Here is an 18,197-nt window from a genome sequence, read left to right as displayed (position 1 = left end):
AATTTGGGACCGTGAGGAGCCGGGGCCGATGGACAGGAAGCACGGCACCGTGCCGCACCGCGTGGTCGTCCTCGCGCTCGACGGGCTGCTCCCCTTCGAACTCGGTATCCCGCACCGCATCTTCGGCCGTGCGAAGGACGCGGCGGGCGAACCCCTCTACGAGATCGTGACGTGTTCCGTCCGGCCGCCGGGCCCGGTCCGTACGGACGCCGACTTCTCCATCGCCGTCGAGCTCGGCCCCGAGGCCCTGGCCACCGCCGACACCGTCGTGGTCCCCGCGTCGTACGAGCTCGGCGCGGTCTACGAGCAGGGCGTGCTGACCGAGGACCTCAAGGCCGCCCTCACCTTCGTACGCCCCGGCACCCGCATGGTCTCCATCTGCACCGGCGGGTACGTCCTGGCTGCCGCGGGCTACCTCGACGGCCGCCCCGCGACCACGCACTGGTCGGCGGCCGGGCATTTCCAGCGCCTGTTCCCCTCCGTGCGGGTCGACGCGGACGTCCTGTTCATCGACGACGGCGATGTCCTGACCTCCGCCGGGGTCGCCGCCGGGCTCGACCTCTGCCTGCACATCGTGCGGCGCGACCACGGCAGCGCCGTCGCCAACGAGGTGGCCCGGCGCACCGTCGTACCCCCGCACCGGGACGGCGGACAGGCCCAGTACATCCATCGCCCGGTCCCGGAACCGCAGGTGGCGACCACGACCAGGGCACGGGCGTGGGCCCTGGACCGCCTCCACGAGCCGATCCAGCTGCGGGACATGGCCGAGCAGGAGTCGATGTCGGTACGGACCTTCACGCGCCGGTTCCGCGAGGAGGCCGGGATCAGCCCCGGGCAGTGGCTGGCCCAGCAACGCGTCGAGCGGGCCCGGCACCTCCTCGAATCCAGCGACCTGTCCATCGACCAGGTCGCGCGCGACGCCGGTTTCGGTACGGCGACGTCGCTTCGCCAGCACCTCCAGGCGACGCTGGGCGTCCCGCCGACGGTCTACCGCCGCACTTTCCGCGCGACGGCGGGGGCGACCGGCCGTCTCCGGAGCACCGTCCGGCGAGGATCAGAAGGTGAGCACTCCGCGCGCCACACGCCCGTGGTGCGCGTCGTCCGCCGCCTTCGCGAAGTCCTCCACGGGGTAGGTCCGCGTCACCAGTTCGTCGAGCAGCAGCTTGCCCTCCCGGTACAGCTCGGCGTACAGGGCGATGTCCCGCTGCGGGCGCGAAGAGCCGTACCGGCATCCGAGGATGGACTTGTCCAGGTACATGGAGGACACCAGGAACGACGCCTCCGCCGTCGCGGCCGGCACACCGAGGAGCACCGCCTGTCCGTGCCGGTCGAGCAGGTCGACCGCCTGCCGGATCAGGTCCGTCCTGCCGACGCACTCGAAGGCGTGGTGGGCGCCGGCCGGCAGGATCTCCCGTACTGCGTCGCCGTCCGCCGACGCCAGGAAGTGGGTCGCGCCGAACTGCCGCGCGACGGCCTCCTTGGCCGGATTGGAATCGACGGCGACGATGACCGAGGCCCCGGCGATACGGGCACCCTGGATGACGTTGAGCCCGATGCCGCCCGTTCCGATGACGACGACGGTGTCGCCCGGGCCGACCTTCGCGCGGTTCAGCACGGCGCCCACGCCCGTGACGACGCCGCAGCCGATCAGGGCGGCGGAGGTCATCGGGATGCCGGCCGGGATCCGCACGGCCTGGACGGCCTTCACGATCGTCCGCTCGGCGAAGGACGAGCTGGACGCGAACTGGTACAGCGGCTCGCCGCCCCGCCGGGAGAACGGCTGCCCCGGCATGCCGATCGCCTTGCGGCACATGGTCGGCCGGCCACGGCCGCACTCCGCGCACGCCCCGCAGTTGGCGATGGTGGACAGCGCCACATGGTCACCCGCCACCACATGCGTCACGCCCGCGCCGACCGCCTCGACGACCCCGGCGCCTTCGTGCCCGAGGACGACGGGCGCCGGGAAGGGGATGGTCCCGTCGATGACGGACAGATCGCTGTGGCAGAGCCCGGCCGCGCCGACGGCGACCATGACCTCGCCGGGCCCCGGGTCCCGTACCTCCAGGTCGTCCACGACCCGCGCCGCCTTCCCGTCGAAGACAAGGCCACGCATTCCGCCGCCACTCGTCACCCGGACTCCCTCGGTAGGCCGAGCACGCGCTCGGCGATGATGTTCCGCTGGATCTCGTCGGACCCGCCGTAGATGGTGTCGGCCCGGCTGAACAGGAACAGCCCTTGCAGACCGTCGAGTTCGTACGGACGCTCCTCGTCCCAGTCGTACGGCCCGACCGTCGCGGCGGCGCCCCGCACCTGTACGGCGAGCTCGCCGAGCCGCTGGTGCCAGCCGCCCCAGAGGAGCTTGGTGACGCTGGGCGCACCGGGCCCGGATCGCGAAGTACCCAGCGTGCGCAGCGCGTTGACGCGCATCGTGTGCAGCTCGGCCCAGAGCCGGACGAGGCGGGCGCGTACGACGGGATCCCCGGCTGCGCCCGTCGCGACGGCGAGCCGGACGACCTGCCGCAGCTCCTGGGCGAAGCCGATCTGCTGCACGAGCGTGGACACTCCGCGCTCCAGCGCGAGCAGGCCCATGGCGACGCGCCAGCCGTTGCCCTCCCCGCCGACGACGTCACGCGCGACGGCCCCGTCGAAGAAGACCTCGCTGAACTCGCTGGTCCCGGTCATCTGCCGGATGGGCCGTACGTCCACACGGCCCGGCTGGTCCATCGGCACCAGCAGGAACGACAGCCCGTGGTGACGACGCGCCTTCGCCGCGCCGGTCCTGGCCAGGACGAAGCACCAGTCGGCGTCCTGGGCGAGGGAGGTCCAGATCTTCTGCCCGGTGACGCGGTACGTGCCCGCGTCCCGTACGGCGTGCGTACGCACCCCGGCAAGATCGGAACCGGCGCCGGGCTCGCTGTACCCCTGGCACCACAGCTCCTCGCCGCGCGCGATCGCGGGCAGGAACCGCTGCTTCTGCTCCTCGGTCCCGTATGCGACGAGGGTGGGAGCGAGGAGGTTCTCCCCGATGTGCCCGGCCCGCGCGGGGGCGCGGGAGCGGGCGTACTCCTCGGCCCAGACGACCTGCTGGGTCAGCCCGGCCCGCCGGCCGCCGTACGCCCCGCCGTCGTCCCACCCGATCCCGATCCAGCCGCCACCACCGAGCTCCCGCTCCCACTCCCTTCCGGACGCGTCCCCGACATGCGCGGCGAGCCACGCCCGCGCGTCAGCCCTGAACGCGTCGTCGTCGACGCCGAAGGCGAAGTCCACACCGGGTCCCCTCTCAGTAACCACTCCCGCACCGCGTCCGGCGGTGCAGGCAAGACACCACCCCGGCGTCGCACTCCACGGTGCCGGGAGGGGACGTGCCGGGGCGCTCCCCGCAGGGCGTCGAACACAACCACCCCGCAGGCAACGCAGCGCTGGCCGCACGTTCGACGCCCGAGGAGACGCCCCGGCGCGCCACCGACCCCACGCCCCCGCACCGCACCCTCGCCACCGCCGCACCGCACCGCACCGCCCCCGCGAGTACCGCCCCACCGCCCCCGCCTCACGCGTTCGGCCGCGCCCCCCGGGACGCCGCCTCGGCCATCGCCGAAAGCTGCGCCAGCATCGGCATCGGGTCCGTCCCCACCGTCCCCGGCAGAAAGTCCGCGATGCTCTCCGGCGTCCACCGCCCGCCCTCCGCGTACGCCGCCCGCAGTTCCCGGGGCTGCGCCCAGACGGCGATCTTCGGACCGGCGACCGTGTAGACCTGCCCGGTGATCCCCTCGGCCCGCGCCCGCTCGGAGAGCAGGTAGACGACCAGCGCCGCGACATCCTCCGGCTCGCCGATCTCCTTCAGCTCCATCGGTACGTTCGCGGACATCCGCGTACGCGCCACCGGAGCCACCGCGTTCGCCGTGACCCCGTACTTGTGCAGCCCGAGCGCCGCGCTCCGCACCAGCGAGATGATCCCGCCCTTCGCGGCGCTGTAGTTGGCCTGCGCGACGCTCCCCTGGTGGTTGCCGCTCGTGAAGCCGATCAGCGTCCCGCCGCCCTGCTTGCGCATCACCGCCGACGCCGCCCGGAAGACCGTGAACGTCCCCTTCAGATGGGTCGCGACGACCGGATCCCACTCCTCCTCGGCCATGTTGAAGAGCATCCGCTCGCGCAGGATCCCGGCGACGCACACCACCCCGTCGATACGCCCGTACCGGGCCAGCGCCACATCGACGATCCGCTGTCCGCCCGCCATCGTCGAGATGTCGTCGGCGACGGCCACCGCCTCGCCGCCCACGGCCGCGATCTCCTTCACCACCGTCTCGGCGACCTCGCTCGTCGGCTCGGAACCCTCCATCGAGACCCCGTAGTCATTGACGACGACCCGCGCCCCCTCGGCCGCGCAGGCCAGCGCCACCGCGCGCCCGATCCCCCGCCCCGCCCCTGTCACGGCCACGACCTTGCCTGCCAAGAAGTTCCCCACGACCGGCCCCTTCCCGCGGTTTCTGACGGACCGTTAGATTTTATGCGTACCCGGTCGTCCGAACACAAGACCCGAGGAGTGCCCATGTCCCTGCCGGCCGAGTTCCACGAGATCGCCAAGCGCGTGAACAACTGGGGCCGTTGGGGCGCCGAGGACGAGATCGGCACCCTCAACCTGATCACCGACGAGGTCGTACGCACCGCCGCCACCACCGTCCGGACCGGCCGCCGCGTCCCCCTCGCGCTCCCGCTCAAGGAGGACGGCGTACAGACGGGCCTGATCCCCGGCCGGGTCAACCCGCTCCACTCCATGGTCCAGATCAACCAGGAGCTCTTCGGACCCGGCACCGTCGCCACCAGCGACGACGCCGTGACCATGGGGCTCCAGGCGGCCACCCACTGGGACGCCCTCACCCACGCGTCGCACTCGGGAAAGATCTACAACGGCCGCCCGGCCGACACCATCACCCCCCACACCCGCGCCCGCTTCAGCGGCATCGACAAGGCGCGGCACGTCGTCTCGCGCGGGGTGCTGCTCGACGTGGCCCGCGCGCGCGGACTGGACCGGCTGGCCGGTGACCACGCGGTGACGCCCGAGGACCTCGAAGCCGCCGAAGAGCTGGCGCGTACGCCCGTAAGGGCCGGCGACATCGTTCTCGTACGGACGGGGCAGATCCAGACGTACCTGGCGGGCGACAGGCACGCGTACGGCTACCCGTCCCCGGGCCTGTCCGTCCGTACGCCCGAGTGGTTCCACGCGCGCGACGTCGCCGCCGTCGCGAACGACACGCTCACCTTCGAGATCTTCCCGCCGGAGAACGAGAACCTGTGGCTGCCCGTACACGCCCTCCACCTCGTCGAGATGGGCATGCTCCAGGGGCAGAACTGGAATCTGGAGGAGCTGTCCACAGCCTGTGCGGAGGAGGAGCGGTACGCCTTCCTGCTCTCCGCGATGCCGGAGCCGTTCGTCGGAGGCACGGGCACACCGGTCGCCCCGGTGGCGATTTTCTGACGGGAACCACGCCGGACGGCAGGCGGCGGGCGGCGAACGGCAGGCGGCGGGCGGAACGCCCCGCACGCTCCAAACGGGCCTGACATGAACAGCCGGGTGGCGACGCACTCCCGCACGCCCCGAGCGCGGCACAAGGGCCACCACCCGGCTCCGGCGCACAGGCCCTGCCCCTCGTGTCCCGAAGACCCGGAGACCCGAGAACTCTGAAACCGAAGAGCTGACGCCGAACCACGACCCGCACTCGCCAAGGACAGACCGCCCAGCACGGCCGGGTCCTCGACGTCCCCTCGCAGCGAATCGCCTCACACCAGGTTCATCAGGCCATCACGACCCGTCAACACCGGATCGGAGATTTACCCGTTACGCACTATTTGTGACGGCGCATGGCGGCTCATACACCTTCACTTCGTACGCCCCTGTTGCCACCACGGGCGCCCCCCGGTCCACTTCGCACCAGATGCGTTTGCCGGCCCCCTCGGACTGCCAGCCCCAGCGGTCGGCGAGGCCGTCGACCAGCTCCAGACCCCGTCCGTTCGTGTCGTCGCCCTCCGCGTGCCGGGGCTTCGGCGGGCGGGCGCTCGCGTCGGCGACCTCGACCCGGACCGTGCTGTCGCCCGCGGTGCCGAAGAGCATGCGCAGTACGGCCGGACAGCCCGTATGCACCACCGCGTTCGTGACCAGTTCGGAGATGAGCAGGATCAGGGTCTCCGCCAGTGGCTCGTCGACCCTTATCCCGGAGCCGGCCAGCCGCGAGCGCGCCCATCTCCGGGCACGCCCCACCTCGGCCGGATCGGCCCCTACCTCCAACTGCACCTGAAGCACCTGCACCGCTCACACCATCCGAACCGGCGGACACATCGCCTCGCGTCTCCACAGGGTCACGGAACGTGATTCCCTTGTGGAACAGCATGGTTGACGTACAGTCACCGCAACAAGCGCTTCGGGCATATTCCAGCGCGAAGGAGTACGCGTGGTGCATACTGTGCGACGCACGCTGCGGGGAGTCGAACAGGGGCGCGCACGGCGCCTCCGCACGGCACGAGCGGCGCACATCCCGCGGCCCGGAGTCACCACAGAGGCAACGCCGGGACGTCTGCGCATCAGAACCACTCGCATCCCACGGAGAGTACCGGAGCGCACCCCCGACTCCGGCCCGTGACGAGTCACGCGTAGGACACAACCCGATATCGACGCAGGGTAATCGATCACCAGTCGCAGGACGGGGCGACCGGAGGATTACCGACGGTCATGCTCACCACGGAACGTGCACGGTCCGTGTTCGCCGGTAAGCGGATTCAGCGCCTTCGAGGCAGGCACGCAACGCCCACACCCACCGCAACCCATGCACGACAGCACAATCACCGCACCACCTCCACCGAGCCCCGCTCACCGCACCACAATCACCGCACCCCACTCACCGCGCCCCTCCTCACAGTAGCGCCGCGGCCAGCGTCTCGGACGCGTCCCCCGCCGTCGGCCACCGCTCGGCGCGCACCCACGCGCGCTTCAGATGCAGGTGTACGTCGGCCTCCCAGGTGAAGCCCGTTCCGCCGTGCACCTGAAGGCAGTCCCGTGCGTTGCGGACGGCCGCCTCGTCGGCGAGCAGCTTGGCTCCGGCGATCTCCACCGGGTCCCCGGTCACCGCGGCCCCGTACACGGCGCCGCGGGCCACCTCGGTACGTACCAGCATGTGCGCGCACAGTTGCTTGACCGCCTGGAAGGCTCCGACGGGCCGGCCGAACTGTTCCCGCTCGCAGGCGTGATGAACGGCCGCCTCGGTCGTGCGGGCGGCGCTGCCGAGCTGTTCGGCGGCGGTCAGCAGGGCGCCGAGGGCCGCTCCGGGCTCCGGCGGCTCCCCGGAGGCGCCCGCGCCGCCGGGTACGCGGTGCAGCGGCGTCAGCGGGTCCACGGAGCGTACGGGCACGGCTCCCGCGGTGATCCCGGTTCCCCCGAGGACACAGTCGGCCGCGTCCAGCCACTCCACCAGCTCGCCGTCCACCCGCGTCACCACGGTCTCGCCGGTGGCCGCTCCCGGGACCGAGCCGGCGGCGAGGTGCGTGGCCACCAGGGGGCCCGGCACCAGCGCGCGGCCCGCCTCCTCGAAGGCGAGCACCGCTTCGGGCAGTCCCAGGCCCACTCCGCCGTCCTTCTCGGGCAGCCGCAGCGCGAAGAACCCGGCGTCCCCGAGCTCCCGCCACAGCGCACGGTCCAGGGCCGGGTCCGCGCCGGGGGCCGGCTTGTCGACCGCGGCACGCAGCCGCTCCCGTCCGAAGCGGCCTTCGAGGAGCTCCCGTACGCCTGCCCGGAGCGCCCGCTGGTCGTCGGTGAGACGGAAGTCCATCAGCGCCCCCTGGGAAGGCCGAGGATCCGCTCGGCGACGATGTCCTGCTGGATCTGCGACGTGCCCGCCGCGATCGTGTACGAGAGCGACGACAGCCGTTCCGGGGTCCAGTCGTGGGACAGGTCCAGGGAACCGGCACCGAGCACCCGGGCGGCGGCGTCGTACAGCTCCTGACGCGCGTGCGAGTAGCGCAGCTTGAAGACGGAACCGCCGTTCCCTGGAACGGCGGTTCCGGTGTGCTGTGCCTCGCTGACGCTCCACTGGGTGAGCCGCCACAGAGCGGTGAATTCGGCGTTCAGACGCCCCAGGGTGCGACGCAGTTCCTGGTCGTCCCAGCGGCCGTTCCCGCGAGCGGCCGCGGCGAGTCTCCGGAGGGTGCGGCGGCACGCCACGACCTCGCCCACGAAGGCGGTTCCGCGTTCGAAGGAGAGGGTGACCATGGTGACGCGCCAGCCGTCGTTCTCGTCCCCCACGCGATTGGCCACCGGGACGCGTACCTCGTCGAGGTACATCTGCGCGAATTCGGCCGTTCCCGTGAGCGTGCGCAGCGGCCTTACGGTCACCCCGGGAGCGTTCATCGGCATGGCGAGCCAGGTGATGCCCCGGTGCTTGGGAACGGCCGCGCTCACCGGTTCGGTGCGCACCAGCAGCTCGCACCAGTCGGCGACCTCCGCGTGCGAGGTCCAGATCTTCGATCCGGTGACGACGTACGCGTCCCCGTCGCGCACCGCCCGGGTACGCAGCGAAGCGAGGTCCGACCCCGCGTCCGGTTCGCTGAAGCCCTGGCACCAGACCTCGTCGCCGCGCAGGACCGGCGGCAGCCACCGGGCGCGCTGCCGCGGGGTTCCCTCGGCGGCGATGGTGGGTCCCGCGTGCAGCAGGCCGACGAAGTTCGCGCCGACGTAGGGGGCCCCGGCCAGCTCGGTCTCCTCCAGGAAGATCAGGTGCTGGGTGGGGGTGGCACCGCGCCCGCCCGCGTCGGCGGGCCAGTGCAGTCCCGCGTACCCGGCGTCGTACAGCCGCCGCTGCCACCCCGTGTCGTACGCCCGCCGCCCCGGCCAGTCCAACGGGTCCGGCCGGGGCGGCAGGCCCGGCAGCGTGGCCGCCAGCCACTCGCGCAGGCGCGCCCTGAAGTCCTGTTCCTCCTCGGTGTACGTCAGGTCCATCAGCGCAGGCGGTCCGCGCCGGGGACGCTTGCGGCGGAGCCATGAGCGGCGGCGGGGACCTGGCCGGCGGCGGGGACGCGGTCGCGGTCCAGGTCGAGCCCGAGCATGCGGATGGCGTTGCCGCGCATCAGCTTGTAGACGGTCTCGTCGTCGAGGCCCTTCACGTGATCGAGCGCCACTTCCTTCGTGTGCGGGAACGTCGAGTCGACGTGCGGGTAGTCGGTCTCGAACGTGGCGTTGTCGCGGCCGACGACGTCCAGGGAAGCGACCCCGTGCTTGTCACGGAAGAAGCAGCAGAACATCTGACGGTAGTAGTACGTCGAAGGGGGCTCCGGAATCAGGTCCCGCACGCCGCCCCACGCGCGGTGCTCCTGCCACACGTCGTCCGCGCGCTCCAGGGCGTACGGAATCCACCCCATCTGGCCTTCGCTGTAGGCCAGTTTCAGGCGCGGGAACTTGACCAGGACGCCGCTGAACAGGAAGTCCATCATCGAGGCCATGGCGTTGTTGAAGCTGAGGGCGGCCTGCACGGCGGGCGGGGCGTCAGGGGAGGCGGCGGGCATCTGGGAGGACGAACCGATGTGCATGTTGACGACCGTGCCGGTCTCCTCGCAGATCGCGAAGAACGGGTCCCAGTAGCCGGAGTGGATGGACGGCAGCCCGAGGCAGGTGGGGATCTCGCTGAAGGTGACCGCCCGTACGCCGCGTGCCGCGTTGCGTCCGATCTCGGCGACGGCCAGGCCGATGTCCCACAGCGGGATGATGCACAGCGGGATCAGCCGGCCGCCGCTGTCGCCGCACCACTCCTCCACCATCCAGTCGTTGTACGCGCGCACGCAGGCGAGGGCGACCTCCTTGTCGTGCGCCTCCGCGAAGGTCTGCCCGCAGAAGCGCGGGAAGGTGGGGAAGCACAGCGACGCCTCGACGTGGTTGAGGTCCATGTCCGCGAGCCTGGCCTTCGGGTCCCAGCAGCCGCGCCGCATCTCCGCGCGGGTGATGCCTTCCAGCGTCATGTCGTCGCGGTCGAAGCCGACGGCGGCGATGTTGCGCTTGTACGGGAACTTCAGGTCCTCGTAGATCCACCAGTCGGTGGGCGGCCCGTCCGGGTCCATCGTGATCCGGTACTTCCCCGCCACGTACGCGAGCTCGCCGATCCCGGCGGTCAGCGGCTTGGGGCCGCGGTCGCGGTACTTCGCCGGAAGCCAGGTCTCGAAGAGATGCGCCGGCTCGATCACATGGTCGTCGACGCTGACAATCCGGGGCAGTTCCATGGGTGTGTCCTCCGGCGCTCGCGATCCCACATTTCTGATGACCCGTCAGATATCAGGCTAGCCCCGCACCCCTGGACCGACAAGGCGCAGCGCCCTACGCTCTCCGGACAATCTGACTGACCGTCAGCTGTGAGGAGAACCGCCGTGACCGACACCGCGTACGCGCTGGGCGCCTCCCGCACGCTCTGGGAGCTCGTCGACCGCCGCGCCGCGCTCACTCCGGAGCGGCCCGTACTGCTTCAGGACGACCGCCTCGACCGCGTACTCACCTTCGGCGGGCTCAGGGACCGCGCCGAGCGCGTGGCGGCCGGCCTGTACGCCCGGGGCGTGCGCCCGGGCAGCGTCGTCGCCTGGCAGCTGCCCACCCGGATCGAGACGGTGCTCCTCTCGGTGGCGCTGGCCAGACTTGGCGCCGTACAGACACCGGTCATCCCCTTCTACCGGGAGCGGGAGGTCGGCTTCGCGCTCCGGGAGTCGAAGGCGGACTTCTTCGCCGTACCGGGACAGTGGCGCGGTTTTGACCACACGGACATGGCGCACCGGCTCGGCGCGCGCGGCGTTTTCGAGGCGTACGGGAACGTTCCGGACGGGGACCCGGGAACGCTTCCGCCGCCACCCTCCGACGGCACCACGGTCCGCTGGATCTACTGGACCTCCGGGACGACGTCCGACCCCAAGGGCGTCCTGCACACGGACCGTTCCCTGATAGCGGGCGGTTCCTGTCTCGCGCACGCGCTGCGGCTGTCCCAGGACGACATCGGCTCGATAGCGTTCCCGTACGCGCACATCGGCGGCCCCGACTACCTGGTGATGCTGCTCCTCTACGGCTTTCCCGCCGTTCTCTTCGAACACTTCGCGATGCCCGCCGCCCTGGACGGCTACCGCAGGCACGGCGTCACGGTCGCGGGCGGGTCGACCGCCTTCTACTCGATGTTCCTGGCCGAACAGCGCAAGGACCCGTCCCGCAGGATCGTCCCCACCCTCCGGCTGCTCGCCGGCGGCGGGGCGCCGAAACCACCGGAGATCTACCACGCCGTCGTACGCGAGATGGGCTGCATGCTGACCCACGGATACGGCATGACCGAAGTACCGATGATCACGATGGGCTCCCCCGGCGACACCCCGGAGAACCTGGCGACGACAGAGGGCCGGCCCCCGGCAGGGATGGAGATACGCATCACCGCCGAGGACGGCACACCGCTGGCGGCGGGTACCGACGGGGAGGTGCGGCTGCGCGGCGAGGCCGTGTGCCGGGGCTACCTGGACCCGTCCCAGAACGCGGACGCCTTCGACGAGGACGGCTTCCTGATCACCGGCGACGTCGGGCACCTCACCGCGACGGGCCACCTGGTGCTCACCGGGCGGCTGAAGGACATCATCATCCGCAAGGGCGAGAACATCTCGGCCAAGGAGATCGAGGACCTGCTGCACCGGCACCCGGGCGTGGGCGACGCGGCCGTCGTCGGGCTGCCCGACCCGGCACGCGGCGAGCGCGTGTGCGCCGTCGTCGAACAGCCCCCGGGCGCCGCGCCGCTGACCCTGGAGGAGGTCGCCGCGTATCTGCGGGAACAGGGGCTGTCCGTGCACAAACTGCCCGAGCAGCTCGAACTCGTGGACGCCCTGCCGCGCAACGAGACGCTGCGCAAGGTACTCAAGTACAAGCTGCGCGAACGCTATTCACCGTGATCGGCGGCGGTGCGTCGCTCGCGGCGTACACCGGCGTACACGGGCGGCCGCCGGGCGGTGCCCGGTCCGCCGACGCTCAGGACTCCGGGGCGTCGGGTCCCGGCGTGGTGTAGTACGCGGCGAAGGCGGCCAGGATCTCTTCCTCGCTGATCAGGCCGTCACCGTCCGCGTCGAGCGCCTCCGCCACGGCCTGCGCCCTGTCACCGGCCACGCCCAACACCCGAAGGACCCGGTCGGCGGCCTGCGGAGTGACTCCGCCGCCGTCCTCCTCGGCCGCGACGGCGATCGCCGCGTGCAGGAACGGGCGGGCGATCTCGGCGAACCGCCGGGGGTTGTCCCGCAGGCGCTTGACCGCGCCCGTGACGAACTCCTGGCGGGTGACCCGCTGGTCACCGTCCACGTCGGCGATGCCCGCCATGCCCTGCCAGAAGGCTTCGGCCCCCATGTAGAGCGCCTGCCCCTTGTCGCAACGGGCCGTCGTCCCGAACTCGGCCAGCAGGGCCGCCGCGGCGGCACTGAAGTCCTCGCGGTCGATGTATCCGTTGCCGTCCTGGTCGAAGCTGGCGAAACGGGCCGCGGTCTTGCGCTCGTACTCTGCGCTGTCCATAGGGGGGAGGGTACGACGTGGGCGGGCGGACGGGGGAATTCTGCGCGTTCTCAGGCGGAGAGCGCCTGGGCCTCGTCGTCGGCGGCGGTGGCGACGTCGGGGTAGACCTCGAAGAGACGGCGTACGCCGAGGGCCGCGAGCACCTTGTTCACGTGCGAACCGTCGACAGCGCCGCGCGCGGGCAGGATCAGACGCAGATCACCGCCGCAGGAATGCATCAGACGGCGGGCGGCGATCATGATGCCGACGCCGCTGGAGTCACAGAACTGCACCCCGGACAGGTCGAGCACCACGCGGTGGCGGCCGTTCGCGACGGCGTCGTGCACGTGTTGGCGGACCGCGGGTGACGTCACCAGGTCCAGCTCTCCGGAGACGTGCAGCACGGCCCAGGCGTTGTGCTCTGCCTCGATCACCTTCAGCGTCACGCGACTGGACCTTTCGTTCTGCTGATGCGGAAGTCGTCCTTCCATCTGGCGGCTGCCCCACCGCACTCCCATGAAACGCACTCCACGAAACGCGGCCCCCTGAGGGACAACACCCCGGTCGGACCGGATCATTATCATCCCGGGGCCGGGACATCGACGCACTTACCGTAAAGGGGCATGGGTTGTCAGTGGCTCGCACTACATTCGAAGGAAGTGACGAGGGGCACACGGTGGGCAGGCGCACAGGGTTGGGGGCCGCATGGCGAAGGACACACCGCCCCGCTGGGACCGCAGGATGCAGCAGCGGCTGGCACGCGGCGAGGCGGCGGCGCTCGGCGAGCTGTACGACAGGTTCGCGTCGCTGGTGCACAGCCTGGCCCACCGCGTGCTCGACGACGACGGGGCGGCCGACCAGATCACGCGCGAGGTGTTCGGCCATGTCTGGGAGAACCCGGAAGCGTACGACCCGAAGCAGGGCTCGATGAGGTCCTGGGTGGCCGGGCTCACGCACCGCAAGGCCGTCGACCGGCTGCGGCGGACCGAGGCGGCGGCGCTGGAGGACGGCGCTGACGGCACCTCGGAGGAGCTGGAGCAGAAGGTCCGCCGGGCGTCGGCGGCCGCCCGTGCTGACTACATCGTGACGTCGATGCCGGCGCCGCTGCGGGCCGCGCTGGAGCTCGCGTACTTCCAGCGCAGGGACTACCGGCAGACCGCGGCCGACCTGGGGGTCACGGAGGACGAGGCCCGTCGGCGGCTGCGGCTCGGGCTGCAACTGCTGTCGACCGCGAACCCCCGCCACCAGGACGGGCTGTCGTCCCCGCCCGGATACGGACAGCACCGGTGAACGCGCCACACGGCCCGACCGGACCGGGCGGCCCGCACGGCTGGGACGGCGCCGCGGGCGGCGGCTCCGGCGGGAGCGGTGGCGGGCAGGGCCGGCCGGAGGGCCGCGGCCCGCGCATACCGTCACCGAGAACGGCCGCGGACGACCGCGAGGTACTGGAACCGGCGTCCCCGCCCCCGCCGCCTCCCTCGCCTCCCCCGCTTCCCTCCCCGGCGACCCCACCGGTTCCCCCGGCGCTCTCCCACAGCGTGCTGAAGTCGCTGCTGGGCGCCTGGGCCCTGTCCGCGTGCTCCGCCGACGAGACCAGGGCCGTAGAGGACCACCTCACCGAGTGCGCCCCCTGCGCGGACGAGGCCCTGCGGCTGCGGGACGCCGTCGCCCTGCTCCACACCGAGCGGAGCCTCGACCTCGACCCCCTGCTGCGCAACCGCGTGCTCGACGGCTGCCTGGGCCGCAGGCCGGCCAGGATCCCCGTCCCCGGCTGGGCCACGCCGTACGACGCGGAGACGGCGCGCCTGGACGCCCTCCTGCGGGACATCGGCGACGCGGAGTGGCACGCTCCGGTGCGCCTCAAGTGGTTCGCGGGCGAGGAGTCCACGACCCGCAAGACGACGGTGGCCGGGGTCATCGGACACCTGATGACCGTCGACGGCCTGGTGGCGAAGGCTCTCGGCCTCGACGATCCGCTGGGCGCTTCGGGACCCGTGTCGCCGTCGGACCGCACCGAGGCGTACTGGCGCGGCTCGCACTTCCCGCCGACCCGTACCGTCCGCGCACCCTGGCGCGGGCAGAGCCACGACCTGATCCGCACGGTCTCCTTCGCGGGCAGAGGATCGGCCGAACTCTCCGTGTCGTACGGCGACTTCTCGCTGCCCCTGCGCGACGCGCTGCTGGACCGGGCGTTCGAGTGCTGGGTGCACGCGGGCGACATCGCGGACGCGGTGGACTACCCGTACGAACCACCGGCCGCCGCGCACCTCAACAGCATGATCGACCTGGCCGCGCGGCTGATCCCGGCGACCCTCGCGGCCCGCCGCAGGGCAGGTCTCGCGGCCCCGTCGCGGAGTCTGGTGACCGCCGGTTCTCCCGGCCGCTCGCTCCACCTGGAGATCGAGGGCGCGGGCGGCGGCGACTGGTACATCGCGCTGGACTCCCCGGCGGCGGTCGGTTCCCCCGCCCACCAGGTGGCCCACATCGCTCTGGACGGCGTCGAATTCTGCCACCTGGCCTCGGGCCACGTACCGCCCGAGGAAGCGGCGGCGGGCCAGAACGGCGACCGGGAGGCCATCCGCGACGTACTCTTCGCGGCGGCGTCGCTGAGCCGCCTGTAACCGTAACCGCGTCTCTTCGCGGCGGCGTCGCCGAGCCGCCCGTAACCGCGTCCGGCCCGCGGGGCGGACCGGCCCGACTGCCCGCCTACGCGAAGACCACTGTGCGGCGGCCGTTGAGCAGGACGCGGTGCTCGCTGTGCCACTTCACGGCCCGCGCCAGCGCCTGGCACTCCACGTCGCGCCCGATCGCCACCAGCTGCTCCGGAGTCACGTCGTGGCCCACCCGCTCGACCTCCTGCTCGATGATCGGCCCCTCGTCGAGGTCGGCCGTCACATAGTGCGCCGTCGCACCGATGAGCTTCACACCGCGCGCGTGCGCCTGGTGGTACGGCTTCGCGCCCTTGAAGCTCGGCAGGAAGGAGTGGTGGATGTTGATGATCCGGCCGCTGAGCTGCTTGCAGAGGTCGTCCGAGAGGACCTGCATGTACCGGGCGAGGACGACCAGCTCGACGTTCTCGGAGCGTACGAGCTCAAGGAGCTGCGCCTCCGCCTCGGACTTGTTGTCCCGGGTGACCGGAATGTGGTGGAAGGGGATGTCGTACGAGCCGACCAGCTCGGCGAAGTCCGTGTGGTTCGAGACGACCGCCGCGATCTCCACCGGCAGCGCGCCGATCCGTGACCGGAAGAGCAGGTCGTTCAGGCAATGGCCGAACTTGCTGACCATCAGGATGATCCGCATCCGCTCCTCGGGGCGGTGGATCTCCCAGTCCATCCGGAAGGAGTCACCGATCGCGGCGAAGCTGGCGCGCAGCTTCTCCACCGTCACCGGGGCCTCGGCCGAGAAGTGGACCCGCATGAAGAACAGGCCCGTGTCGGGGTCGCCGAACTGCTGGCTGTCCTCGATGTTGCATCCGGTCATGAACAGGTAGCTCGACACGGCGTGCACGATGCCCTGCTTGTCCGGACACGAGAGCGTAAGGACGTATTGGTCCGAGGAGGGCCGGCGGGACGAGGGGGCGGGCTGCGGGGCGGTCATGCCACCGAGGATTTCATATCCGGCCGGGGTCAGGCCGACCCGGTCAGAATGCGGATGACCTCCAGCGTGCGCGGCGCGGTGTCCGGGTCCTCCCCGTCGTTCGCGGCCAGCCGTACGTGCGCCTCGCGCGCCGCCCGCACCGCCTCCGGCCAGGCATGGTGTTCGAGGTACGCCGATACGGGAGCGTCCGCGCCCACCTGATGCATGATCTTGAGGACGCGCAGGACGGCGACGTCGACGAGCGACGCCTCCTGGGCGTCCCGGAAGATCGTCCCGACGTACTTCTCGGCGGACCAGTTGTCCAGCCAGGTGTCCTCCACCAGCCGGTACACGGCGTCTGTCACGTCTCCGTAGCCCTCGACGCCGGCCAGCCAGCACTCCTGCTGGAAGACCGGATCCGAGAGCATGTGCAGCGCCGATCGCACATGCGTGCGCCAGCGCCACCACGGCATGTCATTGAGCGGCATGCCGCCCATGGTGGGGGAGCGACGGCCGCGACGGGAAGAGTTCACCGAACCTTGCACGGTTGCAGATCGTACGTTCCCTGACAGCACGGGCGTACGGCCCCCCGTAATTCACCTCGATGTCACTGGACGTTGAGACATGCTCACTCCACCGTTACCCATGGGGCGGAAACGTGCATGCACATGACCGGACGGCGAAGCTGCTTCTTCACCCGCCCATTCCTCTCCAAGGCCGCGACCCTGATCGGCGCGGCCACGGCAACGGCGGTCGGGGCGTCGCTGCTGACCGGCTGCGGGTCTCTCCCTGGAGCATCGGGGGGCTCCAGGGAGCCCGTGACCGTCATGACGTGGGCCCCGGAAGGCACCGCGGCCACGAACATGCCGGGCATGCCCGCCATGGCGCAGGCATACGCCCGCTGGGCCAACGCGAACGGCGGCCTTGCGGGCCACGAACTCAAAGTCATCACCTGCAACGAACGCAACAGCACCGTCGGCGCGGCCAAGTGCGCCAAACAGGCCGTACGGCAGGGCGCCATCGCGGTCGTCGGCTCGTACAGCCAGCATGGCCGGGCCTTCATGGCGCCGCTGGAGGTCGCCGGCGTTCCGTTCCTCGGCGGCTACGGGGCCTCGGACGAGGAGTTCGCCAGCCCCCTCTCGTACCCCGTCAACGGCGGGCAGACGGCCCTCCTGGCGGGCAACGGCAGGCAGCTCTCCCGCGACTGCGACCGTGTCTCCCTGGTACGCCCCGACACGGTCGCGGGCGACGACCTGCCGACGCTCCTGGGTTCGGGCCTCGCCGAGGGCGACCGCAAGCCGCCCACCGACATCCTCGCGGCGGAGGACGCGAACGACTACACCGCACAGGCGCGGCAGGCGCTGACCAGCGCCGGCGCCTTCGACGCGTACGGGAACGGGAAGGGCTGCGTCACGGCGGTGCTCGGCGACCGTACGGAGACCTTCTTCGACTCGTTCCGGAGAGTGGAGAGCGAAGCCGCCAGAAAGGTCGGCGTCGCGTCGGTCCTCGGAAGCGTCGGACAGCCCCTCATCGACCGTACGGGCGGCAAGGACGGGCCCTTCGAGGGTGCGTACATCACGGGCTGGTACCCGGTGGCGAGCGACCCGCGCTGGGACCCGATGCTCGACGTGATCCGGGAACACGCCTTCGCGGACAACCGGATCGACCCGGCCGACCCGGGGGTGCAGACCACGTGGATCGCGTACACGGTCCTCAGCGCCGTCCTGGAGTCGCTCGCGCAGAGCGGCGGGGACGACGACAAGGACAGCGTTTCGGCGTCCGACGTGGTCGGGGCGCTCAACCGGTCGGAGGGCGTCGAGACGGGCGGCCTGACTCCGACGCTCAGCTGGCGCCTGGAGCACATGCTGGCGACCCGGGACTTCCCGCGCATCGTCAACAGGGAAGTGACGTTCCAGGTGGTGCGGCGCGGGCGGCTGGTGTCCGTGCAGGAGGGCTTCGTCAACGTCGGCAACACGCTGGTACAGGCGCCGTCCGCGGGCTGACGGGGGCCGCTCGCGGGAACGGACGGCGGGCAGGGAGGGGGCGGGCGCCGACACGGCGCCCGCCCCCTCCCTGCCCGCCGTCCGTACGCGTCCGT

16 protein-coding genes and 1 pseudogene are annotated in these 18,197 nt (G+C 71.4%); 6 read left to right on the top strand and 11 right to left on the bottom strand.

Going from position 1 to position 18,197, the window contains the following annotated elements; all coding sequences use genetic code 11:
- Positions 1-28: 28 nt before the first annotated feature.
- Positions 29-1,024, top strand: a pseudogene (locus AS594_RS41165) (GlxA family transcriptional regulator); the annotation flags it as partial.
- Between the two features lie 30 nt (positions 1,025-1,054).
- On the opposite strand, the gene AS594_RS19750 reads toward AS594_RS41165, so the two are convergent.
- From AS594_RS19750 to AS594_RS19740, 3 genes are all read right to left on the bottom strand, one after another.
- Positions 1,055-2,113 (bottom strand): Zn-dependent alcohol dehydrogenase, encoded by a 1,059-nt coding sequence (locus AS594_RS19750; protein WP_069932494.1) that lies wholly within the window; start codon positions 2,111-2,113, stop codon positions 1,055-1,057.
- A 14-nt stretch (positions 2,114-2,127) separates the two neighbouring features.
- Positions 2,128-3,267: an acyl-CoA dehydrogenase family protein gene (locus tag AS594_RS19745; protein WP_069932495.1), complete on the bottom strand. Its 1,140-nt coding sequence runs from the start codon at positions 3,265-3,267 to the stop codon at positions 2,128-2,130.
- A gap of 280 nt (positions 3,268-3,547) precedes the next feature.
- Positions 3,548-4,462 (bottom strand): SDR family NAD(P)-dependent oxidoreductase, encoded by a 915-nt coding sequence (locus AS594_RS19740; protein WP_069928289.1) that lies wholly within the window; start codon positions 4,460-4,462, stop codon positions 3,548-3,550.
- A gap of 84 nt (positions 4,463-4,546) precedes the next feature.
- On the opposite strand from AS594_RS19740, the gene AS594_RS19735 reads away from it, so the two are divergent.
- Positions 4,547-5,473 (top strand): cyclase family protein, encoded by a 927-nt coding sequence (locus AS594_RS19735; protein ID WP_069932496.1) that lies wholly within the window; start codon positions 4,547-4,549, stop codon positions 5,471-5,473.
- Between the two features lie 360 nt (positions 5,474-5,833).
- On the opposite strand, the gene AS594_RS19730 is transcribed toward AS594_RS19735, so the two are convergent.
- From AS594_RS19730 to AS594_RS19715, 4 genes are all read right to left on the bottom strand, one after another.
- A complete protein-coding gene (locus tag AS594_RS19730) occupies positions 5,834-6,301 on the bottom strand; it encodes an ATP-binding protein (protein WP_069928287.1) in 468 nt (155 codons plus the stop codon).
- Positions 6,302-6,902: 601 nt separating this feature from the next.
- Positions 6,903-7,814 carry an acyl-CoA dehydrogenase family protein gene (locus tag AS594_RS19725; RefSeq protein WP_069932497.1) on the bottom strand — a complete coding sequence of 304 codons (912 nt, stop codon included), beginning with the start codon at positions 7,812-7,814 and terminating at the stop codon, positions 6,903-6,905.
- Positions 7,814-8,980 carry an acyl-CoA dehydrogenase family protein gene (locus AS594_RS19720; protein ID WP_069932498.1) on the bottom strand — a complete coding sequence of 389 codons (1,167 nt, stop codon included), beginning with the start codon at positions 8,978-8,980 and terminating at the stop codon, positions 7,814-7,816. The genes AS594_RS19725 and AS594_RS19720 overlap by 1 nt, the downstream gene beginning before the upstream one ends.
- The gene (locus AS594_RS19715; protein WP_240509055.1) at positions 8,980-10,251 is read right to left on the bottom strand and encodes an amidohydrolase family protein; all 1,272 of its coding nucleotides are present in this window, start codon (positions 10,249-10,251) and stop codon (positions 8,980-8,982) included. Before AS594_RS19715 ends, AS594_RS19720 begins: the two co-directional genes overlap by 1 nt.
- A gap of 144 nt (positions 10,252-10,395) precedes the next feature.
- Between AS594_RS19715 and AS594_RS19710 the strand changes: the two genes are divergently transcribed.
- The gene (locus tag AS594_RS19710; protein WP_069932499.1) at positions 10,396-11,937 is read left to right on the top strand and encodes a class I adenylate-forming enzyme family protein; all 1,542 of its coding nucleotides are present in this window, start codon (positions 10,396-10,398) and stop codon (positions 11,935-11,937) included.
- Between the two features lie 76 nt (positions 11,938-12,013).
- Here AS594_RS19710 and AS594_RS19705 read toward each other — a convergent pair whose 3' ends face one another.
- On the bottom strand, positions 12,014-12,544 hold the full coding sequence (locus AS594_RS19705) for an EF-hand domain-containing protein (protein WP_069928282.1): 531 nt from the start codon (positions 12,542-12,544) through the stop codon (positions 12,014-12,016).
- Positions 12,545-12,594: 50 nt separating this feature from the next.
- Positions 12,595-12,969 (bottom strand): STAS domain-containing protein, encoded by a 375-nt coding sequence (locus AS594_RS19700; RefSeq protein WP_069928281.1) that lies wholly within the window; start codon positions 12,967-12,969, stop codon positions 12,595-12,597.
- Positions 12,970-13,228: 259 nt separating this feature from the next.
- On the opposite strand from AS594_RS19700, the gene AS594_RS19695 reads away from it, so the two are divergent.
- Together AS594_RS19695 and AS594_RS19690 are read left to right on the top strand one after the other, a co-directional pair.
- Entirely contained in the window at positions 13,229-13,813 is a 585-nt protein-coding gene (locus AS594_RS19695) for a sigma-70 family RNA polymerase sigma factor (protein WP_069928280.1), read from the top strand.
- Positions 13,810-15,144: a maleylpyruvate isomerase N-terminal domain-containing protein gene (locus AS594_RS19690; protein ID WP_420877806.1), complete on the top strand. Its 1,335-nt coding sequence runs from the start codon at positions 13,810-13,812 to the stop codon at positions 15,142-15,144. Before AS594_RS19695 ends, AS594_RS19690 begins: the two co-directional genes overlap by 4 nt.
- 85 nt (positions 15,145-15,229) lie before the next feature.
- On the opposite strand, the gene purU is transcribed toward AS594_RS19690, so the two are convergent.
- Positions 15,230-16,120, bottom strand: coding sequence for a formyltetrahydrofolate deformylase (gene purU / locus AS594_RS19685; protein ID WP_069928279.1), 891 nt, complete (start codon positions 16,118-16,120; stop codon positions 15,230-15,232).
- 29 nt (positions 16,121-16,149) lie between these two features.
- On the bottom strand, positions 16,150-16,596 hold the full coding sequence (locus tag AS594_RS19680) for an SCO4402 family protein (RefSeq protein ID WP_069928278.1): 447 nt from the start codon (positions 16,594-16,596) through the stop codon (positions 16,150-16,152).
- 171 nt (positions 16,597-16,767) lie between these two features.
- Between AS594_RS19680 and AS594_RS19675 the strand changes: the two genes are divergently transcribed.
- Positions 16,768-18,102 carry an ABC transporter substrate-binding protein gene (locus AS594_RS19675; protein ID WP_069930631.1) on the top strand — a complete coding sequence of 445 codons (1,335 nt, stop codon included), beginning with the start codon at positions 16,768-16,770 and terminating at the stop codon, positions 18,100-18,102.
- Positions 18,103-18,197: the final 95 nt, after the last annotated feature.

Source organism: Streptomyces agglomeratus (genome assembly GCF_001746415.1).
Classification (GTDB): Bacteria; Actinomycetota; Actinomycetes; order Streptomycetales; family Streptomycetaceae; genus Streptomyces; species Streptomyces agglomeratus.
This window is presented reverse-complemented; position numbering and strand designations above follow the sequence as displayed.